Here is a 21,424-nt window from a genome sequence, read left to right on the forward strand (position 1 = left end):
CTCCCCGCCTCTAATTGGATTCGTCAATCAGGAAAACCTGTGGATCGACGAGCATCATCATCATCATTCCGCCTGGGAAGATGTTGTTCGTAGTGATCTCGCGCTCGTTATGCGAGTGCCACATGAATGCAAAACCTGCTTCCGTTGCGGGTGGATTCGCGATCGTCCCGCTCGGCGGCGTCGTCCCGGTGGGCGCGGTGGCGCGTATGGTCGCGTCAGGCCCAAGATAAGGACTGCCACCAAACCAGAAGCCGTTGGTCACCACATGCGAATCCGGCAGGGTGACCGGCCCGCCGCTGCCGACGTTGCCGAACGGATGCGCTTCGAGCGCCTTGCCGTGATCGGCGCACCACTCGTAGTAGTTCGGCGCGAGCGGGTCGGCCGTGTAATAGCCGTTCACGTCCGGAATGCAGACGACCGGTTTGCCGACGTAAGCCGCATATTTCGGATCAGTATCGGTGTACAGGTCCCCAGGCTTATGCCCATAGACATCCCAGTTCAGACCCTTGCCCGTCCAGTAGAAAATACCGTCCATCGCGAGGCCCGGCGTCGTGGTCGTCGTGAACAGCAGCGGTCCGGCGACCTTGGTCGGGTCCGTCTTGCTGAGCAGCATGTTTCCATCGCGCGCCAGCACCCGCACGTGATTGCCGTGCTCGTGGAACGGATGCTGCCAGCGGCCGGTGCCGATGATCCGCAACAGCACCAGTTCACCCGGATGCATGTGCGGATTGCCGTTGTAGGGCTGATGCGGATACTGCACCGCGTAGTTCGGGTCCATGTCGTCCGGCATCGAGCGGCCGTTGACCATGAAATAGGCCGGGTGATAGGGCTCCGTCTCCACGGTCATGCAGCCGTTCGGCGCCGTGCACGCGTTCGCCGCCTGTTGTTCCGCCTGCACATGGATGCGTGGATCCAATTCGGCGAACTGAAACAGGTACTCGCGGTCGTAACAGGCCGCGCTGTGGTTATAGGCCGCGCCGGCATTGCGGAAGTCCGGCTGCCCGTCCGGCAGCGTCGCCGCGACCGCGCGACAACCAGTAGGCACCGCAACCGTGCCGGGCGAGGAGGTCGGCAAAACGATGATCGCGCCATACAGGCCCATCTCGATCTGCAGATCGCCCTGCGTGCCGCTGTAGTAGGCATGCGTGCCAGGCGTCGCCGCGACGAAGCTATACGTGACCGTGCTGCCGTGGGCGGCCTCGCGGGTCAGCAACCCCGGCGAGCCGGTGAGCGCGGCAGGACAGGTCCCGTCGGGGTTCAGCACCGCGGCGCAGACCTGGAATCCCGGAAAGAGGATCGACGTGTTGCCCGCCGCCGCCGGCAGGTTATTGGTGAGCGTCACGGTGACGACGTCGCCCTGCTTCACGATCAGCGTCGGACCGGGAATCTGCATGCTCGGACAGTTCGCGCCCGCGATCGTGGATGGCGAAAAGCCGGACGGCGCCGTGCGGCATCCATAGCCCCACGAATAAATGCTCGCGCCGTCGGGCTGGGTAATACGGTTCGCCTCGGCACTCAAATCGAAGTGCGTCCCCGTGATGCCGGGCGCGGCGGCTTGCGCGTGCATGCAGACGAGCGTGGCGAGCATCGCCGCGCCGAACCGTGCAAGCCGCCCAAGGCGCGCGAGCGTGGCGATCCATGTGGTGTGATTGATGTGTCCCACGGCTCTTCTCCTAGGTGCAGGACTTCTTGGTCGGGTCCACTGCGTTGCAGATGTGGACCTCGGTCATCAAGCCGCCAAAGTTCTCCTGGTCGTTGGCCAGGTGATCGAGATTCGGCGTGTACAGGTAATAGATCGCACCCGGCTTATATTTCGTCGTGTCGCTGGCGTCGAGGATCACATCGATCGATTCGCCGCCCCCCAACGTGATCGAGTTCGTGTTGTAGGTCAGGTCGTTGCCGGACATGTCGCGCAGCAAGCGGGCGTTGACACCGACTACGTGCATCGGAATGCCCAGCGACGCCAGCGTCTGAAACTCAGTGACGTCCAGATCTGAGATCCGCAGCAGCGCCCTGCCGCCCGCCGGAATGTTGATCAGCGTCGGCAGCGGTTGCGAAAAATGCGGTGTGCCGTCGGCGACCTGTGTCGACAGCGGGTTCGGATTCACGGTGTCCGGGTAGCTGCGTCCGTTCAACATGAAGAGCTTGTCCTTCATGTCGGTGAACGGCTCGGGATTGAACGTCATGCCGATGAAGTGGAAGTTCGGATCGAAGCCGTGTATCTGCACCGGATACTCGACGTCGTAGGCGGTCGAACCGTCGCCGTCGTTGTACGCATACAGCGTCGGCGTGTTGCTCTTGTTGTTCAAGTGGGCCACGCTGTTCGCCGGCGGCAGCGGTGTCGTGCACAGAATGTCATTGCCACACGCCGTACGCAGATCCTTTTGCTGCAGCAGCAGCGAGCTATACAGCGACGCACCGCCGGGAACGCGATTCTGGCGCGGTCGTACGAAGATCTGGCCGACCATGCCCATCTGCAAGTGTTCGGGCGGTGTGATGTGGCAGTGCCAGAAGTAGGTGCCTGCATCCGGCGCGAGATAGTAGTACGTGAAGCTCGCGCCGATGTTGATCGCCACCGACGCGTCCGGCACGCCGTCATAGAACGACGATGCGTTCGGGTAGCCGTGGAAGTGCACCGTGTGCCGCTCGAACAGGTCGGGGCGCATGATCATCCCGACGTTCGTCAGCGTGAGGAAGAACTCGTCGTCCTCGTCGATCGCCATCGTCGGCGCCGGCTCGTTGCCGTTCATCACGCCGATATCCATGATGGGGCGCGGATCGACGTGGCCGGTCAACTGGCCCGGAGGCACAGATTCCGGATCAGGCACGAGGCCGACCGCACCGTTGTAGGTCGGGTCCGACCTTGGGTCGCCGACGGCGTTGAACACCGAGGCGAACTCGGTGCCGGGAAGACCGGCCTTGATGTCGGCAAGCCCGGACAACGGGCCGAAAGCGAACAGGTAGGTCTGCACGCCGTTCGCCATCGTGGCGTAACCATCACCGCCCGAGATCTGCTGGCACTTGACCGCGCCGTTGATGACGCCGGTCGACGTGGAGGTCTGTCCCGTGTAGGACGGCCCGGTGTAGGCGGGCTCCCCCGTACCGGGCGGCAGCGCCGTCGGATGCGCCGGCGTGGTCGGCGGGCATTGCACCCGGAACGACTGGCCGAACGAAGGAACTGCAAATAGCAGGAACAGCAGCGCGGCAACACTGCTGTGATAAGCGCGGGTACTGAACATATGACCTCCGTCCCAGGGGTCAGCCAGCGCCATACGCGCTGGACGTCATGCTCTACTGCGAATGCGGGCTGGTTACGTCGTTACATCAGTCCGTATCTGGATTCTGAACAAGAGCGACGGAGCCTGGGATGGGTCACCCCCCTACACTTGCAGTAGGGCAAACCCAGTGACGTTCTTCGGATTGGCCGGCCGGAGTAGGAATAACGCCGCGCGTCGATCGCGTCTGGCACCTGGCCGGGTTCTCGGCCAATGCCTGGCGGGTGCATCAGGTCCATTCAATTTCTTTCGATTAGCTTTCGGTGGAAGATTGAATACAGACCGACCTTTCGAGCGGTTCGAGCTTTGGCGAACCGTGTGAAGGCGAGCTTCGGAAATAGTCAACCCAAGATCTGGTACGCTGCGCCCTTTGCTACGGATTGCATTGGACTCGATGGAAACTCCTTTCAACGATCGCGGCGTGTCGGTCACGCGCAACGCACTCTCGTCGGCCGGCCAGGTGTTTCCGCTGCGCGACATCGTCGACGTGCAAGTCGTCACCGTGCAGAAGAACAAAGCGCTGCCGCGTGCGATCTCGCTCGTCGGACTCGTGGGCGTTATTGCCGGCGGGATATTGCGCTCGCCGGTCGGCATGGTGTGCGGCACGATGCTGATCGTGGTCGGCTGGCTCACCTGGGTGACCCAGGACATCACGCATCGTCTGATGGTGCAGACCGCGAATGGCCTGCGTGAGGCGCTCATGAGCACCGATCGCGAGTTCGTCGAGCGCGTCGCCGCGGCCGTGCACGAGGCGCAGGCCGTCACTGCGGCGCCCAAGGCCTGAGCAATCGCCGTCCGTTATACGCGAGGCGGGGCGCGTTAACAGAAAATTGATTCGCGACGCGGCAGCTTTTGCGCGTCGTTGAGGCGCGCGCCGCTAGAGTGGTTGGGTGTCAACAACGCGCGCCGCCTCGCCGAATCGGCGCAATCATGATGCTCACGCCCGTTGCAACGTCCGAAGTCTCCGTCCCGCGCGCAGCGCGCGAATCACGCCTTCCCCGCCGCACGCATGTCGTCGTTCCGCTTGTGATTATCGACGTCACCGTGCCCGGCACTTCGTCGGCACATGGACGGCGCGCGTTGCATACCGCTCTCGGCGACGATCTGCGCCTCTACGTCATGACCGTCGACCAGCAACACGAGCGCGTGACCTTTCGTGTCGAAGTCACCTCGCGCACCCTCGACGACGTGATCAGCCTGCTGACAAGCGCCCTCGACCGCGCCACGCTCGGCCGCGCACAATCCACCGTGATCCGCCGTCCGCGCGACTATTGACATAGATCAATGTTTGCACGGACGACTTGCTAGCCGTCCCCCAAACCTTTACACATCTTTGCAATTGCCCACGGGTGGCCGTGTAGAGTCGCCGCTCCTGTTATCGCGTGTTCCCTCCCGCAGGCCCCCGCAAGCGTCCCGGTTCCCCCGCCCACGCCGCGGCAATCCAGTGAGATTGCCGCCAGTGCTGTTCGAGTAGTCCAACCCACAGCTCACGATGCATCGCCTCCGCCAGGGACCCGCCTCTTTGCAAAGCGTGATCCTATGTTCCTGTCGTCTCTCGATGCCGCGCGCCGGCATGTCGGTCCTCATTTTCGTTTTCAATTCCGTCTTCAATTTCGTCGTTCAGCCGCAGCGGCACTGGTTGCAGCCGGCGCGCTCGCCGCACTGACCGGTTGCTCCGTCACCTTCCCCACCCCCACGCCGCCAGCCCCCAATGCCGCGTTGATCAACGGCGGCAACGACGGCCTGCTGATTCCGCTGCATGTGGAGCGTGCCGACGAAGACCACGCACGCCTCGGCCTGCCGGTCCAGCTCGACGGCAAGCCGGTGTACATGGCGCTCGACACGGGTACGCAAGGTACGCGGGTGTTGAAGTCGGTACTGCCGGGTTCGAACTATGCAAGCGCCGGCGGCGTGACGTCGTTGTCGTTCGCGAACGGTGTGGAGATTCTCGGCTCGGCCGTGAAGGTGCCGTTCAGCCTCGCCGGCACCACGCCAACGCCGATCGCCGCGCAAGCGGTGGATGTCATACGTTGCCTGCCGAACGCGCGCAAGTGCGTGGGGATGGACGGCTACACCGGTGAATTCGGCTGGGCGTTTTCCGGCATCGTCGGCGTCGGCGCCGCGCAGTCCGACGACAACAGCTACACGCAACCGTTGCGCGCATTGCCCGGCAATATCGGCCAACGCTATCTGGTGCACTCGAACTTCGCGAAGCCGTACATGGTGTTGAGTCCCTCGAGCACCATTACCAAGGACTACACGATGGTGCCGATGACAATGTCGAAAGACGGCACGGCGCAATGGCCGCGAGGCTGCGTGAATGTGGGCAACAAGATGACCTTCTGCGCGCCGCTGGTGTTCGCAACCGGCAGCACCGGCATGATCCGCCTCGAAATGGACAAAGCGCCCAACTGGACCGGTGACGGCGATGTCGGCAATGTGCTTGATCAGGGCAACTACGAGACGGCCATCGGCACTGGATCGTGGGTGCACCGCTACGAGAAGGCGCAAGTCACGATCGTCAAGGCGAAGCCGGACGCTAACCGCATCGTGGTCGGTTTGATGGCCATGCAGAACATCGACGTGCTGTTCGATTTCCCGCGTGGACAGTTCGGGTTGCATGCCGCGCAAGAGAGCGAACGATTCGCCCCGTGATAGTCATCGATCAATAAAGAAAGGCCGTGCAAAAAATTCGCACGGCCTTTTTCATTTGAGCAAGCGCCATACACAAACGTGCCTGCGTCACTCCATACTGAGCGGATTCACGTGCCAGATATTGCGCGCATATTCGCCGATGGTGCGGTCCGACGAAAACTGCCCCATGCCCGCGACGTTCTCGATCGCGCTCTCGGTCCACGCGCGCTTGTCGACGAAACGCGCATCCACTTCGTCCTGCGCTTTCGCAAACGCGGCGAAATCGGCGAGCACCATATAGTGATCGCCCCAATCCACCAACGTGTGGAAAATGTCCGAAAAGCGCAGCGGATCATCCGGTGAGAAGTAACCCGTGCGAATCTGGTCGAGCGCCATGCGCAGTTGCGGATTCTCCTCGTACACTTGCCGCGGCCGGTAGCCGGTGGCGCGCAGGTTGTCCACTTCGTCGGCGGTATGGCCGAAGATGAAAATGTTCTCGCGTCCCACTGCGTCGCAGATCTCGATGTTCGCGCCGTCCATCGTGCCGATCGTCAACGCACCGTTCAACGCGAGCTTCATGTTGCCGGTGCCTGACGCTTCGGTGCCGGCCATTGAAATCTGCTCGGACAGATCGGCCGCCGGAATGATCAACTCGGCCACGCTCACGCCGTAGTTCGGCACGAACACCACCTTGAGACGATCGCCGATCAACGGATCGTGATTGACCTTCTCGCTGACATCGCCAATCAGCTTGATGATCGTCTTCGCCATGCGATACGCGGACGCAGCCTTGCCGGCGAACATCACCACGCGCGGTACCCAATCGCGCTCCGGATTCGCGCGAATCTGGTTGTAGCGCACGATCACGTGCAACACGTTCAGCAACTGCCGCTTGTATTCGTGAATGCGCTTGACCTGAAGGTCGAACAACGCATCGGGATCGAAGTTCAGTTTCGTGTGATGCGCAAGCCGCTGCACGAGCCGCAGTTTGTTCTGCCGCTTCGCTTCATGAAAGGCGTCGATGAACGCGCTGTCGTTGCGCAGATTGCGCAGTTGCTCCAGCTCGAACAGATTGCTGCGCCAATGCTTGCCGATCTGCTGATCGATCAACGACGACAGCGACGGACTCGCCTGCGCCAGCCAGCGCCGCGGCGTGATGCCGTTGGTGACGTTCGTGAAGCGGTCCGGATAGATGCGTGCAAAGTCGGCGAAAATATCGCGCGTCATCAGTTGCGAATGCAGCTTCGATACACCGTTCACCTTGTGACTCGCGACGATCGCCAGATACGCCATCCGCACACGCCGCTGGCCGTACTCGTCGACCAGCGAAATGCGGCGGATCATCTCGCCGTCGTGTCCCGATTGTTCGCTGACATGTTTGAGAAAGCCCGCGTTGATCTCGAAGATGATCTCCAGATGCCGCGGCAAAAGACGCGCAAGCATCTCGACGTCCCACGTTTCGAGCGCTTCGGGCATCAAGGTGTGGTTCGTGTACGAGAAAATCTTCGTGACGTGATGCCACGCCTTGTCCCATGGCTGATGATGAACATCCACCAGCAAACGCATCAGTTCCGGAATCGCCAGAACCGGGTGCGTGTCGTTCAAATGCACCGCCACCTTTTCGGAGAAGCGGCCAAACGTGCTGTGCGTGCGCTGATAGCGGCGAATCAGATCCTGCATGGTCGCCGAGACGAAGAAGTATTCCTGCCGCAGCCGCAGTTCGCGGCCGGCCGGCGTCGAGTCGTCCGGATACAGCAGGCGCGAGACGTTCTCCGACATGTTCTTCGTATCGACCGCGTTGCGGTAGTCGCCACGATTGAACGCGCCGAGGTCGAGTTCTTCGGTGGCGCGCGCCGACCATAGGCGCAGCGTATTGGTCGCGTCCGTCGCGTAACCCGGAATGACGGTGTCATACGCGGTGGCGTTCACATGCTCGGTGTCGATCCACTCGACATGCTCGCCGCGCTGCACCGTGCGCCCGCCGAAATGCACCATGTATTTGATCTCAGGCCGCGGAAACTCCCACGGATTGCCCGCGCGCAGCCAGTAGTCCGGCGCTTCGACCTGCTCGCCGTCGACGATCTCCTGACGGAACATGCCGTATTCGTAACGGATGCCGTAGCCGAAACCCGGAATGCCGAGCGTCGCCATCGAATCGAGAAAACAGGCGGCGAGCCGCCCGAGGCCGCCGTTGCCGAGGGCCGCGTCCGGCTCGATATTGACCAGCGTCTCCATGTCGACGCCGAGACCCGCGAGCGCTTCCTTCACCTGATCGTGGATGCCGAGCGCCAGCAACGCGTTCGTAAACGTGCGGCCGATCAGGAATTCCATCGACAGGTAGTAGACGCGTTTGACGTCCTGTTCGTACTGCAGGCGCGTGGTCTTCATCCAGCGCGCGACCAGCCGGTCGCGCACGGCGAGCGCCGCGGCGTGCAGCCAGTCATGGGGATGAGCGGTGACGGCGTCCTTGCCGACGCCGTACATCATGCGATTGGAAATTGAGCGCCGTAGCGCGTCGACGGTACTGTTGAGCTGGTCGAAATCCAGATCGACGGCTGTCATCGAAGCCTCCGGGAAATAACGACGCGACATACGCGAACCGCATAGATGACGGACGGGAGGCGCGGGTCGGTCAGGCGGGTTAACAAACAGAGTACGACATTTTACGGCGCGCGGACACCGGCGAGCGCGAGCGGGTGTTCATGCACATGCCATGCCCGCCGACATGCGGGGCTTCACGCATTCCGCGCACGCACGCGGTGCAGAGGCAGCCTGTGCGCGGCACTGGGCGCGTGCATCGGCCCGCAAAACAGGCAAACGACGGCAAGCAATGAAAGCCGACTGCATGGGAGAGGCAGCATGATTATCTTTTTCGACGTGTGACGTGGCGATGAATGCGTTGACTGGTTCGATACGTGGTCAAATCGGAGCGCCTCGTCTGCTGAACTGTTACGCCGGAGCGATATGCGACAACGCTGGGTCGCGCCGATTCGAAGACGCCGCGCGGGCTTGACCGTTAGTTGCATTGTGGACGTCCGACCGAGCGCCCCGCCCTGCCGGCCTCCCAGCACGATTTCCACGTCTCTGTAACAATCACTTCATTCGCCGCGCGCGCCGCCCTGACCGCTGGACTCGGGCCCCGCGCTTCATGCCTCGCAACCCTGCCGCCTGCACGCCGCCGCGCTGTCCCTCCGACGCACCCGGCGCTGCGGCATGCATAACCCGACGAGCCACGCCTTGTCCGACAAACCCAGCGCCACCCGTGGCGCCACGCTCGACCAGACCTTTCCAGTGGACGGCCCGATGAGCGCCGCCAATCGCCGCGCGATGGCCGCGATCATGCTCGCAGTCGCGCTCGCCACGCTCGACACCGCGATCGCCAACACCGCCCTGCCCGCCATCGCCGCGGATCTGCACGCGGCGCCCGCGGCGTCGGTGTGGATCATCAACGCCTACCAGCTCGCGATAGTCGCGACACTGCTGCCGCTTGCCGCACTCGGCGACATCGTCGGGCATCGCAGGATTTATATCGGCGGCATTGCGCTGTTCACGCTGGCGTCGCTGGCTTGCTCGCTCGCTTCGACACTGCCGCTGCTGGCCGCCGCGCGCGTGCTGCAAGGGCTCGGCGCGAGCGCGATCATGAGCGTCAATACGGCGCTGATCCGCTATCTATATCCGCCGCATCGGCTCGGACGCGGCCTCGGCACTAACGCGTTGATCGTCGGCGTGTCGTTCGCGGTCGGGCCGACGGTAGCGTCGCTGATTCTGTCCGTTGCCGCATGGCCGTGGCTGTTCGCGGTCAATGTGCCGCTCGGTCTGCTGGCGCTGGCCTTTGCATGGCCCGCGCTGCCGCACACCGAGCGCGGCAAGCACAACTTCGACCCGATTGCGGCGCTCCTCAACGTGATCACCTTCGCCGCGCTGATCTTCGCGCTGGGCGAAGCGGCCCAGCGCGCCTCGACGCAACTGGTGCTGAGCGCGGCCGCGATCGCCGTGGTGTTCGGCGTACTGCTGATTCGCCGTGAAGCCGGTCACCCCGCGCCGATGCTGCCGGTCGATCTGTTCAAGCGGCCGGTGTTTGCGTTGTCGGCGGTGACCGCGGTGTGCTCGTTCGCCGCGCAAGGGCTGGCGTTCGTGTCGCTGCCTTTCTACTTCGAGGACGTGTTGCATCGCAGCCAGGTCGAGACCGGCTTTCTGATGACGCCGTGGCCCGTGGTGGTCGCACTGGCCGCGCCGCTGGCGGGCAGTCTGTCCGACCGCTATCCACCGGGCCTGCTGGGCGCGATCGGCCTTGCGGTGATGTCGGCGGGGATGGCGTCGCTGGCGTTGTTGCCGGTGCATCCGCATGTGCTCGACATCGGCATCCGCATGGCGATTTGCGGCGCGGGCTTCGGCTTCTTCCAGTCACCTAACCTGAAGGCATTGATGGCGAGCGCGCCGCCCGAGCGCAGCGGCGGCGCCAGCGGCATCGTAGCGACTGCCCGGCTGCTTGGGCAGACCACCGGTGCAGCGCTGGTCGCGCTGAGCTTCGGCATCGCCGGCCGGCATGGACCCACACTCGCGCTCAGCGCCGGCGCCTTCTTTGCAGGCGCGGCGAGCCTTGCGAGCGGACTGCGGCTGTTCGCGCCGTCGCATCGCGCGGGCGTGCACGCGAAAGCGTCGGCGGAGTAAACAAAAAGGGCGCACTGCTGTGGCAGTGCGCCCTTTTTTCCTTCCCGGCATTTCGATTAATGCGCGGCGAAATACCCTTTCACTGCGCCGATAAACGTATCGATATCCGCGCGCGACACATCCTTATGCGTGACGAAGCGCGACGCGTAGAGCATCTGCGTGAGGATGCCGCGCTCCTTGAGCCACGCTTCGAGCGGTACGCAATGTTGCTGCGGAAAATGCGCGAACACCATGTTGGTCGCGATCGACTGCACCTTGACCTGGTCGATCGATTCCAGACCGGCCGCCAGATGCGCGGCGTTCGCGTGATCGTCGGCGAGACGCTCGACGTTGTGATCCAGCGCGTACAGGCATGCCGCTGCCAGCACGCCGGCCTGACGCATCCCGCCGCCCAGCACCTTGCGCCAGCGATGCGCCACATCGATCAGCGCCTGGCTGCCGACCAGAACCGAGCCGACCGGCGCGCCCAGGCCCTTCGAAAAACAGATCGAGACTGAATCGAACCGTTCGCACAACGCCGCAACCGGCTTGCCCGATGCGACCGCCGCGTTGTAGACCCGCGCGCCGTCGAGGTGAGCCGACAAGCCATGCCGGCGCGCCAACTGCACCGCCTCGTCGACGTAACCCGCCGGCAGCACCTTGCCGCCGATGGTGTTTTCCAGCGCCAGCAACCGCGTGCGCGCGAAGTGGTTGTCGATCGGCTTGATCGCGGCCGCGATCTTCTCGAGCGGGATCGAACCGTCGGCGGCATTCTCGAGCGGCTGCGGCTGGATGCTGCCGAGCACCGCCGCGCCGCCGCCTTCGTACTTATAGGTATGCGCCAACTGGCCGACGATGTATTCGTCGCCGCGCGCGCAATGCGCCATCAACGCCGCCAGATTGCTTTGCGTGCCGCTCGGGAAGAACAGGCCGGCTTCCTTGCCGGTGCGCTCCGCGACCGTTGCTTGCAGGCGCAGCACGGTTGGGTCGTCGCCCCAGACGTCGTCGCCCACTTCGGCGGCCGACATCGCCGCGAGCATGGCAGGAGTTGGACGGGTTACGGTGTCGCTGCGCAAATCGATCATGGTGAGAGCCTCGTGTGTCCCTGTTTGTGTCAATGCATGACAAGCCTGTGACCGCCGGCCCGCGCACTGCTTCATCTGCTTCGATGAACGGCCACGACTCCGGCTGTGGAGCCACACAGTGTATTCAATTAATTAACGCAGCGCTGAGAACCGCGCTAATAAGCGCGGCTCACCCACCTGACTTCGGCAGCCATGCAAGCGGGTCGACCGGCTGGCCGTTCTGGCGGACTTCGAACTGGATCGACGCCACGCCCCGGCTATCCACGCCGACTTCGCCGATGGTTTGTCCTTGCGCGACAGCGTCGCCTTCCTTGACCAGCAGCGTGCTGTTCTGCCCGTAGGCGGTAATCAGCGAGTCGTCGTGCTTGATGATGATGAGTGGACCGTACGCCTCGATACCCGTGCCGGCGTAAACGACCCGGCCGGTCGCGGCGGCCTTGACCGGATCGCCTGCGCGACCGCCGATCACGATACCGTTCGACTTGCCCGGCGCAAAGGCCTTCAGCACGGGACCCCGCAGCGGCCACAGCAGCACGCCTTGCTGCGCGACGCCAGCCGCACCGGGCGTGGCGGCAGCGCCATTCTGACCGGCCACATTGACCGGCGGCGTCACCACGCTACCCGATGCAATCGGCGGCGCCACCCGCAGCACCTGCCCCGGATTGACCGCCGCATTCGATGCGAGGCCGTTCCATACTGCAATCTCCTGCGGCTTGCGACCGTACGCCGACGCGATGCCCGCCAGCGTGTCACCCGGATTGGCGCGGTAGTAACCGGCCGGCACAGGGACCGTGCCGAGGGTAGTCGGGCGGGACGGCGCGCTGCTATAGAACGGCGTGCTTTCCCACGGCATCGACGTACAACCGCTGATCATCACGCCGAGCGTCGCTGAGATCAGCAACCGGGCCGCCGTGAATTGCCATTGTCTTGTCATGTGATTTTCCTCGACACTTAGATTCAATCGGATTCAATCAGCCCCAAGCATTCGCCGTGCCGCTCGGTACGGGCGCCACGGCGCGTATCCATTATGCCGCCGTGCGCGTTGGCGACAACTTCGACACGCCATGGGCCAAGGAACCGTCAGACACTGCCCTCGGCCTCGACCACCAGAATGCGCGCCACGCCGATCGGATGCGCAACATGTTCGGTGCCCACCGACGCGTAGAACACATCGCCCGTTTCCAGAATCGCCGACTGTTCCACGCCGCCTTCGCGATAGCGCATCTCCACGCGGCCGTCGAGCACGGCGAACACTTCCTCGCCGTCGTTGACATGCCACTTGTACGGCTGATCGGTCCAATGCAGGCGCGTCGTGATGCCGCCCATGTTGGCGATATCGAGCGCGCCCCACGGACGCGTCGCGGTGAAGCTCTTGCTGCGAATGATCTTCATGGTGAATAGTGGGTTGAGAAACAGTCGCTGTCGAGGCGTTATCCGTGCCGCATACCGAGCCGCCCGGCCCAGCAGGATCACGCGTTTCGACGGCCCCCATTATAGGTGTTGCGGCAGGCCCGACCGCCGCCGCACGGCCGCGCGAGCGCATTCGTGTGATTATTGAATCCTTTCAACCCTCGCCTATACTCAGTCATGCTGCCGCAACGCACCGTACGCAAACGCCTGGATCCTGCGAGGAGTTGAGGATGAACAAAGCCACGTTTCTGGCCGTGCAACTCAACGTCGACGATGTTGCGGCGTCGCCCGGTTTGGTCGAGTTGCTGAACACCCATCTGGTTTTCGCGGCAGACGTCGCCGAAGCCGCCGACGCACTGGTCCAACTGGCCAGCATCGCGGGATTGTCGAGCGGCGTCGAAGCCAGCGTCGAGATTCCGGCTCTGGCGATCGAACGGCTACGCGAGGCGCTCGACAATCTCAGCGGTTACGACGAATCCTGGTTGCTTGCTCTCGAACCCAGCCGCGCGCTGTTCGATGAAATAGGCCGCCGGCATCGCACGTTGCATTAAAGCCGCGCTCGCGGAAAACGCATCCGCACTGCCGCGCACCCCGGTGCTCAGCGCTAGTGCCGCCGGTCCGCCACTTTTCGCTCACCGCCCGAACCGCCAGATTGTCCGGCATGCTTGACTGTCGACGCCGTCTGAAGGTTTCGGGCGAGTCAACCGGAGGAACCGCCGTGAAAAGTCTCCTGAATCGCCGCAGCGTGCTGGCAGGTCCATCGCATCTCGTGCAGGTCGCTCGAGAGAACGCCGCCGATCCCGTAACGCCCGACGACAGCGAGGAGGCGGCGCTGGCCGCGGCGGCCGGCGTCACGCCCGCTGGCGCACCGGCCGCACCAACCGCCGAGCCGGCGCGGCCGGTGACGACGTTACGGCCAGTGCCGGTGGTGCCCTCGCAGGTCAGCGCGCGCGGCGTGCAGATGGCCGACACCGCCGAAATCGAATGGCTCGCCGAAGAAGAAGCGCTGACACCGTTCCGCGTGTTCCGCAGCTTCGCCTATTCGGTCAGTCTGCTGTTCCACGCGAAGGAACTGACGTACTACGTCGCGCTTTATCAGGACGGCTCGCTGTGGCGCGCGCTGAAAGCCGCCGACCTTGAAGCCGCGGAAGCCGCCTTCCATCACTTCGAGGAACAGGCGACGCGGCTCTCGGACGGCGAAACACGCCGCGCGCAACTCGAGGCGCAAAACGAACAGCTTGCTCGCATGATCGCGCGCTCCGAGGCGCAGGCCGAACGGCTGCGCACAGACCTGCAACGGCGTGGCGCGCAGGAACAGACCGTGTCGAACCGGCAGCATCAGGTGCGCAAGGAGGTGTCGCAACTGGAAGCGCAACGCGTCGCCGCGCAGGCGCATCTGAACAAGGCGCATCGGCAGATTCACCAGCTCAATCTGACCAGCAACGAAGGGATTCCGCATTTGCCGAACCGTTGAAGCGCGTCTTCAAATCGATCTGACGGCCAGGCTATAGGCTTGGCCGTAAACGACAAAACGCCGCCCGGCAATCCGGTCGGCGTTTTTTTCATTACCCGCCGCCTGTCAGCCAGGCGGCGTTCACATCAACTTTGGCGAATTAGTTGCCGAAGTAGACCGAGTTACGGTCGTTGCCGGTCACCGGACGGCCGGCTTGCGAGGTGCCAGCGATCGGTGCGCCGTAGCCGCTGTTCACAACTTGAACGGTGCCGTTCTCTGCATCGACGCGGGCTTGCGCAGCCTGCAGGTTAGCCGGGTAGTCGACATGATCGCCGATCGGGTTGTAACCGGCCTTTTCCAGTTGCACCAGTTGAGCGCGCACTTCAGCGCGGGTAAGCGGCTGGTTCGATTGAGCAAACGAAGCAACAGGAGCGACCAGAGCGGCAGCGACGACAACAGCAGAGATAAGCGTCTTCATGATGTAAACCTCCAGAACTTGTATTTAATGCGCTTTGGGCTCGTTGTCCCGTAGCGCTTAAGTAGAAGTTTAGGAGCGTCGACATCTAGGGGAAACCCCTGAAACGATGAAACTCTATTCCAAAATTCGCAATAGTAGACGGTCCGGCGTGCTGCCACGCTATCTGTCCGATAGCTATCAGCAATAATTGCCCGTCTCGATTTCAATCGCTGGCGTGGCCCGGCGCGCCTTGCAGCAAGCGCGCGCCGTGCCACGATTCAAACGATCAGCTCCAGTTCGCGTGGAAGCTGCCCGGCTTGTCGATACGCTCGAACGTATGCGCGCCGAAGAAATCGCGTTGAGCCTGCACCAGGTTCGCCGGCAGGCGTTCCGACCGATACGCGTCGAAATAGGCGACGGCCGACGCGAATGCCGGCACCGGCACGCCCGCATTGATGGCGGCAATCACAACTTCGCGCAACGCCGACTGATAGTTCTTCGCGATATCGCGGAAGTACGGATCGAGCAGCAGATTGGCGATTGCCTTGTCTTTCGTATAGGCGTCGGTGATCTTCTGCAGGAAGCGGGCGCGGATGATACAGCCGGCGCGGAAAATCTTCGCGATTCCGCCGTAATCCAGATCCCACTTGTACTCTTCCGATGCCGCGCGCAGTTGCGCGAAACCTTGCGCGTACGAAATCACCTTGCTGAAGTACAGCGCACGCCGCACCGATTCGATGAACGCGTCACGCTCGGCACCGAGCGGCTTGGCTGCCGGCCCTTCCAGCACCTTGCTCGCCGCCACGCGCTGAACTTTCAGCGACGACAACACACGCGCGAACACAGCTTCCGTGATCAGCGGCAGCGGTGCACCGAGGTCGAGCGCGTTCTGGCTGGTCCACTTGCCGGTGCCCTTCTGCGCCGCGCGATCGAGGATCACGTCGACCAGATCCTTGCCGGTTTCTTCGTCTTTCTTCTTGAAGATCTTCGAGGTGATTTCGATCAGGTAGCTGTCGAGCTCGCCCTCGTTCCATTCGGTGTAGACCTTGGCCAGCTCCTCGTTCGACAGACCGACGACCTGCTTGAGCACCGCATAGCTCTCGGCGATCAATTGCATGTCGCCGTATTCGATGCCGTTGTGCACCATTTTCACGAAGTGGCCCGCGCCGTCCGGACCCATGTACGCGACGCACGGCTCGCCGTCCGGCGCCTTGGCGGCGATTTCGGTGAGGATCGGCGCGACGAGATCATAGGCGTCGCGCTGGCCGCCCGGCATGATCGACGGGCCTTTCAATGCGCCCTCTTCGCCGCCCGACACGCCCGTGCCGATGAAATGCAGGCCGGCTTTCGCCAGTTCCTGATTGCGGCGGATGGTGTCGGTGAAATGCGTATTGCCGCCGTCGATCAGGATGTCGCCCTTGTCCAGCAGCGGCTTGAGTTGCGCGATGGTGGCGTCGGTCGGCTCGCCTGCCTTGACCATCAGCAGAATGCGGCGCGGTTTTTCCAGCGACTCCACGAAGTCTTCCAGCGTGAAGGCCGGCACCAGCTTCTTGTCCGGATATTCGGCGATGAGTTCGTCGGTTTTCTCGCGGCTACGGTTGTACACCGAGACCGCGTGGCCGCGGCTTTCGATGTTGAGCGCCAGATTGCGGCCCATGACCGCTAGCCCCACCACGCCGATTGCCTGTTTGCCCATGTGAATTCTCCAGAGTCCAAAAAATGTCGAGACGCCGCGCCGGAAAGAACGTCGGCGGAACGTCGAGGGTGAAAGGATAAAAGAAATGCCGGCTTGCCGCTCGCTGGCGCGCATTAACACTCAACGAGCGGGCTTTCCACGGTGTGCGGGCCCTCACGAGATACTTTATGCGGCGCCCTGTGATGCGCTTTATGACGCACCGCACTACGCAACGTCCGTCAGACCCGCGCCACGTCCACGCGTTTCCTGAAAACCAGACTGAAATTGTTGGCCGGCATCTCGATCGGCTCGTCGCACACAAGTCCGACCGATGCGCCCAACGCTACCACCGCTTCCATGTCGCGCACGCCCCACGCGGGGTCGCGGCTGCGCAATTGCTGATCGAACGCATCGTTGCTCGGCGAGGTTTGCGCTCCACCACGTTTGTAAGGGCCGTACAGATACAGTACACCGCCGTCGACCAATCGGCGGCTCGCGCCGGCGAATAGCGCTTCTGTCGCGCTCCACGGCGAGATGTGAATCATGTTGATACAGACCACGGCGTCGAACTGATCGACCTTATCCAGCGTTTGCGCGCCCCACTCCGGCTGATGCACATCGAGCGCGAGCGGTGCGCGCACGTTCGCCAGCCCTGCATGCGCGATCCACGCGGTAATCGACGCACGCGCATCCGCATCGATATCGCTCGGTTGCCAGTCAAGCCCAGGCAATGCGCCGGCGAAGCAGATAGCATGCTGCCCCGTGCCGCTCGCGATTTCCAGCACGCGGCCGGTGGCCGGCAGCACTTCGCGCAATACGGCAAGGATCGGTTCGCGATTGCGTTCGGCGGACGGCGAGTGTTGCCGCAACGCCGGATGGGAATCAGTCATATTCACGTTGTTTCAGTACAGGGCCGTGCGCACGCGTTCGGCGAGTTCACGGTCGTAGGTCGCGGCATCGAAACTCGCGCCGTTGATGCGCCGGTGGATCTCGCCGGCACTCGGCAGACGCGAACGTTCGACGTGACGCGCGGGATCCCACAGTTTCGAGCGCACCAGCGCCTTCGAGCAATGAAAGTACACCGCGTCGACGTCGATCAGCAGCACGGTGCGCGGCAGTTTACCTTCGACGGCGAAACTGTCCAGCCATTCCGGATCGTTGGAAATGCGGCCGCGGCCATTCACGCGCAAACTTTCGCCGACGCCCGGAATGATGAACAGCAGCGCCAGATGCGGCTCAACGATGATATTGCGCAGACTGTCGACGCGATTGTTGCCAATGCGGTCCGGCAACGCGAGCGTGCGTTCGTCGATCACGCGCACGAAGCCCGGCGCGTCGCCGCGCGGCGAACAGTCGAGGCCTTCCGGACCGGCAGTGGCGAGCACGACGAAGGGCGCGACTTCGATGAACGCGCGATAGTCCTCGTTGACATAGGGAATTTCTTTCTTCACTGCGCGTTCGTGGGGCTGACCGTAGATTGCTTCGAGCTGTTCGATCGTCGTCAACATCGGCGTTCCTTTTTGCGGGACGGTTGCTTTTTGTGAGGGCGGCGCTGCGTGGGATTGGGATTATCGACGATTTATGTGGGCCGCGCGCTGATCGGGAGGCTCAGGCGGTCCGCTCAATCCAGTGCCAGACGGCTCGCCAGCGCGGTCAGCGTGTCGGCACAGGGCGCGGCGATTTTCAGCGACAACAGCGGATCGGCGCGCGTGCGCCCCAGATTGATCGCGACGATCGGCTTGCCCTGCTTCTGCGCCCACACGCAGAAGCGGTAGCCCGAATAGACCATCAGCGACGAGCCGACCACCAGCACTGCGTCCGCCGCGTCGAGCGCATGCGACGCCGCTTCGACACGCTCGCGCGGCACGCTTTCACCGAAGAACACCACGGCGGGCTTCAATAAACCGCCGCAGTTCGTGCACGCCGGAATGCGAAAAGCGTCGAGATCGTGCCACTCCAGATGCGCGTCGCCGTCGGCGGCGGTTTCGGCAGTGACGTTCAGCAACGCGGGATTGTCGGCTTCCAGCGTGCGCTGGATCGACGCGCGTGAATGCTGCATGCCGCAGTCCAGACACGTCACGCCGTCGATACCGCCATGCAGTTCGATCACCTCACGGCTCCCCGCCCGCTGATGCAAACCGTCGACGTTCTGCGTAACGAGCGTCGGCACATGGCCCGCGGCCTCGAGCCGGGCCAATGCCGTATGCGCGGCATTCGGCTGCGCGTCGGCCACCACCGGCCAGCCCACCATGCTGCGTGCCCAATAGCGCCGGCGCATCGCGGCGGTGCCGAGAAATTCCTGCAGCGTGATCGGCGGCGAACGTTTCCACTCGCCGTTGTCGTCGCGATAGCCTGGAATGCCGGAGTCAGTGCTGATGCCCGCGCCGGTCAGCACGAACAGACGCGGATAACGCTGCACGAAGGTATGCAGGTCGTCCAGCGTGTGCGATTCGTTGAAGGGTTCGAGGGGTGCGGACTGAAGGTCGGTCATGACGGGGACGGGGTATGGCTGCGGCCTTGGCGTAAAACCTGAAACACCGTTTAGCGGCGCGTACGCGGTTTGCTCGGCCGTGCGTGCACCGTTCGTACCTTTTGCACCTTCAGTGCCGCCTGCCGCGCTTGCCATTCGGCGAGCGCTGACTGATAGCGTTCGAGCGCTTCATCGTAGAGATCGAAGACACACGGATTGCAGCCACTATGACAACAATCGTCGAGGTCGGGCTGCGCGGGCGGCACCGGCTGCGGGTCGTCCTTGGGTGTGGCGCGGGGCACGGCGAATCGCTTTTTCCAGAAGGCGGGAAGCGCCCAGTATAAGTTGATCTTCCGCGATGCGTGCGGCGCCCCGCTCAGCCCCGCCCGACGAACGGCATCTTGCTCGCCATGATGGTCATGAACTGCACATTCACCGACAACGGCAATTCGGCCATATGCAGCACCGCGTCGGCGACGTGCTGCACGTCCATCAACGGCTCGACCGCAATTTCGCCGTTCGCCTGCGGCACGCCGCGCGCCATCCGCTCGGCCATTTCTGTCGCCGCATTGCCGATGTCGATCTGCCCGCACACGATGTCGTATTTGCGGCCGTCGAGCGAAACCGCTTTCGTGATGCCGGTAATCGCGTGCTTGGTCGCCGTGTAGGCGATGCTGTTCGGCCGGGGCGCATGCGCGGAAATCGAGCCATTGTTGATGATGCGGCCGCCCCGCGGCGTCTGCGTTTTCATCAGACCGAAGGCGGCACGTGTGCAAAGAAACACGCCCGTGAGATTGGTGTCGACCACCGAGCGCCATTCGTCGACATCGAGCTCATCGATATCCACCGGCGAGCCGTTGCGGCCCGCGTTGTTGAACAGTACGTCGAGACGGCCGCGCCGCGAGCGGATCGTGTCGAACAGCGCGGCGACGCTGTCGGCATCCGTCACGTCGCAGGCCACTGCAAGCGCGTCGCCGCCCAGTTGCTGCGCTTCTTCGACCACAGCGTCGAGCGGCGCCTGGCGACGGCCGGCGAGTACGACGCTATAACCGTGTTCCAGCATCTTGAGCGCGCAGGCCCGGCCGATGCCGCTGCCCGCGCCCGTCACCAGCGCGACTTTCTTGATTCCCGTTCCTGTCACAGCACCTCTCCTGCTCCGTTTCCTGGGCCTTAGCACCATACAACAGCGGATCGCCCATCACAAATGCAACGGCGCAGCCGTCGCGAAGCATGGCGTCTTTCAGCATTCTTTCATTACTTATCGTTACCTTCCGCAACAGCGTCGCATTGCGCATCAATGGTATCGTTGGCTGTTGCGCGTCACGCGCGCGATTCAGGGCCTTCCCAGGACGGAGGAAGGAAGACAGGAAGCACGCTTTATGAACGAACTTTTCACGCCGCAGCAACGCAACGAGGCTCCGCCGCAGCGCCGCTGGCCGCGCACCAGCTATCCCGCGATGCTCACGGCCACCGCCGCATGGCACGTATTCGTACTGGCGGGCTGGCTGCTGGCACCCGCCGCATGGCCGTGGTGGCTCGCCGCGATCTTCGTGAATCACGCTATTTTTACCGTGGCCGGCCTTTTGCCGCGCACCTCGCTGCTTGGCCCGAACTGGACGCACCTGCCCGCCGGCGCGCGCAACGCAGACGCGATCGCACTGACCATCGACGACGGCCCCGACCCGGTCGTCACCCCGCAAGTGCTGGATCTGCTCGACGCTTTCAAGGTGCGCGCCACCTTCTTCTGTATCGGCGCGAAAGCGCAGCGCTACCCGGAACTCGCACGCGAAATCGTCGCACGCGGCCATGCGCTGGAAAACCATTCGCAGGTTCACGTCCACACGTTTTCGATCACGTTTCCGGGCGCGCTCACCCGCGAGATCGGCGCGGCGCAGCGCACCTTCGAGGCATTGAGCGGCGAGCGGCCGATGTTCTTCCGCGCCCCGGCGGGGTTGCGCAACATCTTTCTCGAGCCCGTGCTGCGCAAACTCGATTTGCGGCTCGCGGCATGGACGCGGCGCGGCTACGACACGCGCGAGCGCGATCCCCACGTGGTCGCGCACCGGCTACTCCGCGGCCTGGCGCCGCGCGACATCCTGCTGCTGCACGATGGCAATGCCGCGCTCACCATCGAGGGCAAACCGCTGATACTCGCCGTCCTGCCGCGCGTGATCGACGCGGCGCGCAGCCAGCACCTGCGCTTCGTTACGCTGCGCGAAGCACGCATCGACGACTGAACTGTGAGCAATCTTTCCGCGTGGTTCGGCCACGGCACGCGGCGAGCCACGCAAACATTGCTCACGCGGCTCAAGCAC

20 protein-coding genes are annotated in these 21,424 nt (G+C 63.4%); 7 read left to right on the forward strand and 13 right to left on the reverse strand.

All coding sequences use genetic code 11. The features are described 5' to 3' along the window. Nucleotides 1-10 precede the first annotated feature (10 nt). Both M0D64_RS04920 and M0D64_RS04925 read right to left on the reverse strand, forming a co-directional pair. Nucleotides 11-1,588, reverse strand: coding sequence for a multicopper oxidase family protein (locus M0D64_RS04920; protein WP_266256998.1), 1,578 nt, complete (start codon nucleotides 1,586-1,588; stop codon nucleotides 11-13). A gap of 85 nt (nucleotides 1,589-1,673) precedes the next feature. Continuing rightward, nucleotides 1,674-3,239: a multicopper oxidase family protein gene (locus M0D64_RS04925; RefSeq protein WP_266256851.1), complete on the reverse strand. Its 1,566-nt coding sequence runs from the start codon at nucleotides 3,237-3,239 to the stop codon at nucleotides 1,674-1,676. 430 nt (nucleotides 3,240-3,669) lie between these two features. On the opposite strand from M0D64_RS04925, the gene M0D64_RS04930 reads away from it, so the two are divergent. From M0D64_RS04930 to M0D64_RS04940, 3 genes are all read left to right on the forward strand, one after another. Continuing rightward, nucleotides 3,670-4,059 carry a DUF6232 family protein gene (locus M0D64_RS04930; protein WP_266239976.1) on the forward strand — a complete coding sequence of 130 codons (390 nt, stop codon included), beginning with the start codon at nucleotides 3,670-3,672 and terminating at the stop codon, nucleotides 4,057-4,059. Nucleotides 4,060-4,205: 146 nt separating this feature from the next. Beyond that, on the forward strand, nucleotides 4,206-4,550 hold the full coding sequence (locus tag M0D64_RS04935; protein WP_266256852.1) for a hypothetical protein: 345 nt from the start codon (nucleotides 4,206-4,208) through the stop codon (nucleotides 4,548-4,550). A 264-nt stretch (nucleotides 4,551-4,814) separates the two neighbouring features. Then, on the forward strand, nucleotides 4,815-5,930 hold the full coding sequence (locus M0D64_RS04940; RefSeq protein WP_266256853.1) for a hypothetical protein: 1,116 nt from the start codon (nucleotides 4,815-4,817) through the stop codon (nucleotides 5,928-5,930). Nucleotides 5,931-6,017: 87 nt separating this feature from the next. Here M0D64_RS04940 and M0D64_RS04945 read toward each other — a convergent pair whose 3' ends face one another. Beyond that, nucleotides 6,018-8,471 (reverse strand): glycogen/starch/alpha-glucan phosphorylase, encoded by a 2,454-nt coding sequence (locus tag M0D64_RS04945; protein WP_266256855.1) that lies wholly within the window; start codon nucleotides 8,469-8,471, stop codon nucleotides 6,018-6,020. A 741-nt stretch (nucleotides 8,472-9,212) separates the two neighbouring features. On the opposite strand from M0D64_RS04945, the gene M0D64_RS04950 reads away from it, so the two are divergent. Beyond that, nucleotides 9,213-10,580 (forward strand): MFS transporter, encoded by a 1,368-nt coding sequence (locus M0D64_RS04950; RefSeq protein ID WP_266256999.1) that lies wholly within the window; start codon nucleotides 9,213-9,215, stop codon nucleotides 10,578-10,580. Between the two features lie 56 nt (nucleotides 10,581-10,636). Here the strand turns inward: M0D64_RS04950 and ltaE are convergent, their stop codons facing one another. The 3 genes from ltaE to M0D64_RS04965 form a co-directional block, all read right to left on the reverse strand. Next, the gene (gene ltaE / locus M0D64_RS04955; protein WP_266256856.1) at nucleotides 10,637-11,644 is read right to left on the reverse strand and encodes a low-specificity L-threonine aldolase; all 1,008 of its coding nucleotides are present in this window, start codon (nucleotides 11,642-11,644) and stop codon (nucleotides 10,637-10,639) included. A gap of 169 nt (nucleotides 11,645-11,813) precedes the next feature. Further along, nucleotides 11,814-12,578, reverse strand: a complete 765-nt coding sequence (locus M0D64_RS04960; RefSeq protein ID WP_266256857.1) for a peptidoglycan DD-metalloendopeptidase family protein — start codon at nucleotides 12,576-12,578, stop codon at nucleotides 11,814-11,816. A 146-nt stretch (nucleotides 12,579-12,724) separates the two neighbouring features. Continuing rightward, a complete protein-coding gene (locus M0D64_RS04965; RefSeq protein ID WP_054041883.1) occupies nucleotides 12,725-13,036 on the reverse strand; it encodes a cupin domain-containing protein in 312 nt (103 codons plus the stop codon). A 248-nt stretch (nucleotides 13,037-13,284) separates the two neighbouring features. On the opposite strand from M0D64_RS04965, the gene M0D64_RS04970 reads away from it, so the two are divergent. After that, nucleotides 13,285-13,605 (forward strand): hypothetical protein, encoded by a 321-nt coding sequence (locus tag M0D64_RS04970; protein ID WP_054041885.1) that lies wholly within the window; start codon nucleotides 13,285-13,287, stop codon nucleotides 13,603-13,605. Between the two features lie 167 nt (nucleotides 13,606-13,772). After that, complete coding sequence (locus tag M0D64_RS04975; RefSeq protein ID WP_266256858.1) at nucleotides 13,773-14,528, forward strand: DUF2968 domain-containing protein; 756 nt, start codon at nucleotides 13,773-13,775, stop codon at nucleotides 14,526-14,528. 139 nt (nucleotides 14,529-14,667) lie between these two features. Here the strand turns inward: M0D64_RS04975 and M0D64_RS04980 are convergent, their stop codons facing one another. The 7 genes from M0D64_RS04980 to M0D64_RS05010 all read right to left on the reverse strand — a co-directional run bounded on the left by M0D64_RS04980 (nucleotide 14,668) and on the right by M0D64_RS05010 (nucleotide 20,250). Then, on the reverse strand, nucleotides 14,668-14,985 hold the full coding sequence (locus tag M0D64_RS04980) for a DUF4148 domain-containing protein (protein WP_266256859.1): 318 nt from the start codon (nucleotides 14,983-14,985) through the stop codon (nucleotides 14,668-14,670). A gap of 265 nt (nucleotides 14,986-15,250) precedes the next feature. Beyond that, nucleotides 15,251-16,660 carry an NADP-dependent phosphogluconate dehydrogenase gene (gene gndA / locus M0D64_RS04985; protein WP_266256860.1) on the reverse strand — a complete coding sequence of 470 codons (1,410 nt, stop codon included), beginning with the start codon at nucleotides 16,658-16,660 and terminating at the stop codon, nucleotides 15,251-15,253. Nucleotides 16,661-16,878: 218 nt separating this feature from the next. Further along, nucleotides 16,879-17,529 (reverse strand): DUF938 domain-containing protein, encoded by a 651-nt coding sequence (locus M0D64_RS04990; protein WP_266256861.1) that lies wholly within the window; start codon nucleotides 17,527-17,529, stop codon nucleotides 16,879-16,881. A 12-nt stretch (nucleotides 17,530-17,541) separates the two neighbouring features. After that, nucleotides 17,542-18,147 carry a pyridoxamine 5'-phosphate oxidase family protein gene (locus M0D64_RS04995; RefSeq protein ID WP_266256862.1) on the reverse strand — a complete coding sequence of 202 codons (606 nt, stop codon included), beginning with the start codon at nucleotides 18,145-18,147 and terminating at the stop codon, nucleotides 17,542-17,544. A 113-nt stretch (nucleotides 18,148-18,260) separates the two neighbouring features. Beyond that, nucleotides 18,261-19,130 carry an NAD-dependent protein deacetylase gene (locus M0D64_RS05000; RefSeq protein WP_266256863.1) on the reverse strand — a complete coding sequence of 290 codons (870 nt, stop codon included), beginning with the start codon at nucleotides 19,128-19,130 and terminating at the stop codon, nucleotides 18,261-18,263. Between the two features lie 50 nt (nucleotides 19,131-19,180). Beyond that, entirely contained in the window at nucleotides 19,181-19,411 is a 231-nt protein-coding gene (locus tag M0D64_RS05005; protein WP_168435930.1) for an oxidoreductase-like domain-containing protein, read from the reverse strand. Between the two features lie 74 nt (nucleotides 19,412-19,485). Next, nucleotides 19,486-20,250 carry an SDR family oxidoreductase gene (locus M0D64_RS05010; RefSeq protein WP_171928239.1) on the reverse strand — a complete coding sequence of 255 codons (765 nt, stop codon included), beginning with the start codon at nucleotides 20,248-20,250 and terminating at the stop codon, nucleotides 19,486-19,488. 238 nt (nucleotides 20,251-20,488) lie between these two features. On the opposite strand from M0D64_RS05010, the gene M0D64_RS05015 reads away from it, so the two are divergent. Beyond that, nucleotides 20,489-21,346 carry a polysaccharide deacetylase family protein gene (locus tag M0D64_RS05015; RefSeq protein WP_266256864.1) on the forward strand — a complete coding sequence of 286 codons (858 nt, stop codon included), beginning with the start codon at nucleotides 20,489-20,491 and terminating at the stop codon, nucleotides 21,344-21,346. Nucleotides 21,347-21,424 lie beyond the last annotated feature (78 nt).

Source organism: Paraburkholderia sp. WS6 (assembly GCF_030464835.1).
Taxonomy (GTDB): domain Bacteria; phylum Pseudomonadota; class Gammaproteobacteria; order Burkholderiales; family Burkholderiaceae; genus Paraburkholderia; species Paraburkholderia madseniana.

Bases quoted from the DNA above. Each gene is read 5' to 3' on its own strand.
- M0D64_RS04965 (WP_054041883.1), bottom strand. From the start codon at position 13,036: ATGAAGATCATTCGCAGCAAGAGCTTCACCGCGACGCGTCCGTGGGGC.
- ltaE (WP_266256856.1), bottom strand. From the start codon at position 11,644: ATGATCGATTTGCGCAGCGACACCGTAACCCGTCCAACTCCTGCCATG.
- M0D64_RS04995 (WP_266256862.1), bottom strand. From the start codon at position 18,147: ATGTTGACGACGATCGAACAGCTCGAAGCAATCTACGGTCAGCCCCAC.
- M0D64_RS04945 (WP_266256855.1), bottom strand. From the start codon at position 8,471: ATGACAGCCGTCGATCTGGATTTCGACCAGCTCAACAGTACCGTCGAC.
- M0D64_RS04935 (WP_266256852.1), top strand. From the start codon at position 4,206: ATGATGCTCACGCCCGTTGCAACGTCCGAAGTCTCCGTCCCGCGCGCA.
- gndA (WP_266256860.1), bottom strand. From the start codon at position 16,660: ATGGGCAAACAGGCAATCGGCGTGGTGGGGCTAGCGGTCATGGGCCGC.
- M0D64_RS04930 (WP_266239976.1), top strand. From the start codon at position 3,670: ATGGAAACTCCTTTCAACGATCGCGGCGTGTCGGTCACGCGCAACGCA.
- M0D64_RS04940 (WP_266256853.1), top strand. From the start codon at position 4,815: ATGTTCCTGTCGTCTCTCGATGCCGCGCGCCGGCATGTCGGTCCTCAT.
- M0D64_RS04980 (WP_266256859.1), bottom strand. From the start codon at position 14,985: ATGAAGACGCTTATCTCTGCTGTTGTCGTCGCTGCCGCTCTGGTCGCT.
- M0D64_RS05015 (WP_266256864.1), top strand. From the start codon at position 20,489: ATGAACGAACTTTTCACGCCGCAGCAACGCAACGAGGCTCCGCCGCAG.
- M0D64_RS04920 (WP_266256998.1), bottom strand. From the start codon at position 1,588: ATGCTCGCCACGCTCGTCTGCATGCACGCGCAAGCCGCCGCGCCCGGC.
- M0D64_RS05000 (WP_266256863.1), bottom strand. From the start codon at position 19,130: ATGACCGACCTTCAGTCCGCACCCCTCGAACCCTTCAACGAATCGCAC.
- M0D64_RS04960 (WP_266256857.1), bottom strand. From the start codon at position 12,578: ATGACAAGACAATGGCAATTCACGGCGGCCCGGTTGCTGATCTCAGCG.
- M0D64_RS04925 (WP_266256851.1), bottom strand. From the start codon at position 3,239: ATGTTCAGTACCCGCGCTTATCACAGCAGTGTTGCCGCGCTGCTGTTC.
- M0D64_RS04950 (WP_266256999.1), top strand. From the start codon at position 9,213: ATGAGCGCCGCCAATCGCCGCGCGATGGCCGCGATCATGCTCGCAGTC.
- M0D64_RS04970 (WP_054041885.1), top strand. From the start codon at position 13,285: ATGAACAAAGCCACGTTTCTGGCCGTGCAACTCAACGTCGACGATGTT.
- M0D64_RS04990 (WP_266256861.1), bottom strand. From the start codon at position 17,529: ATGACTGATTCCCATCCGGCGTTGCGGCAACACTCGCCGTCCGCCGAA.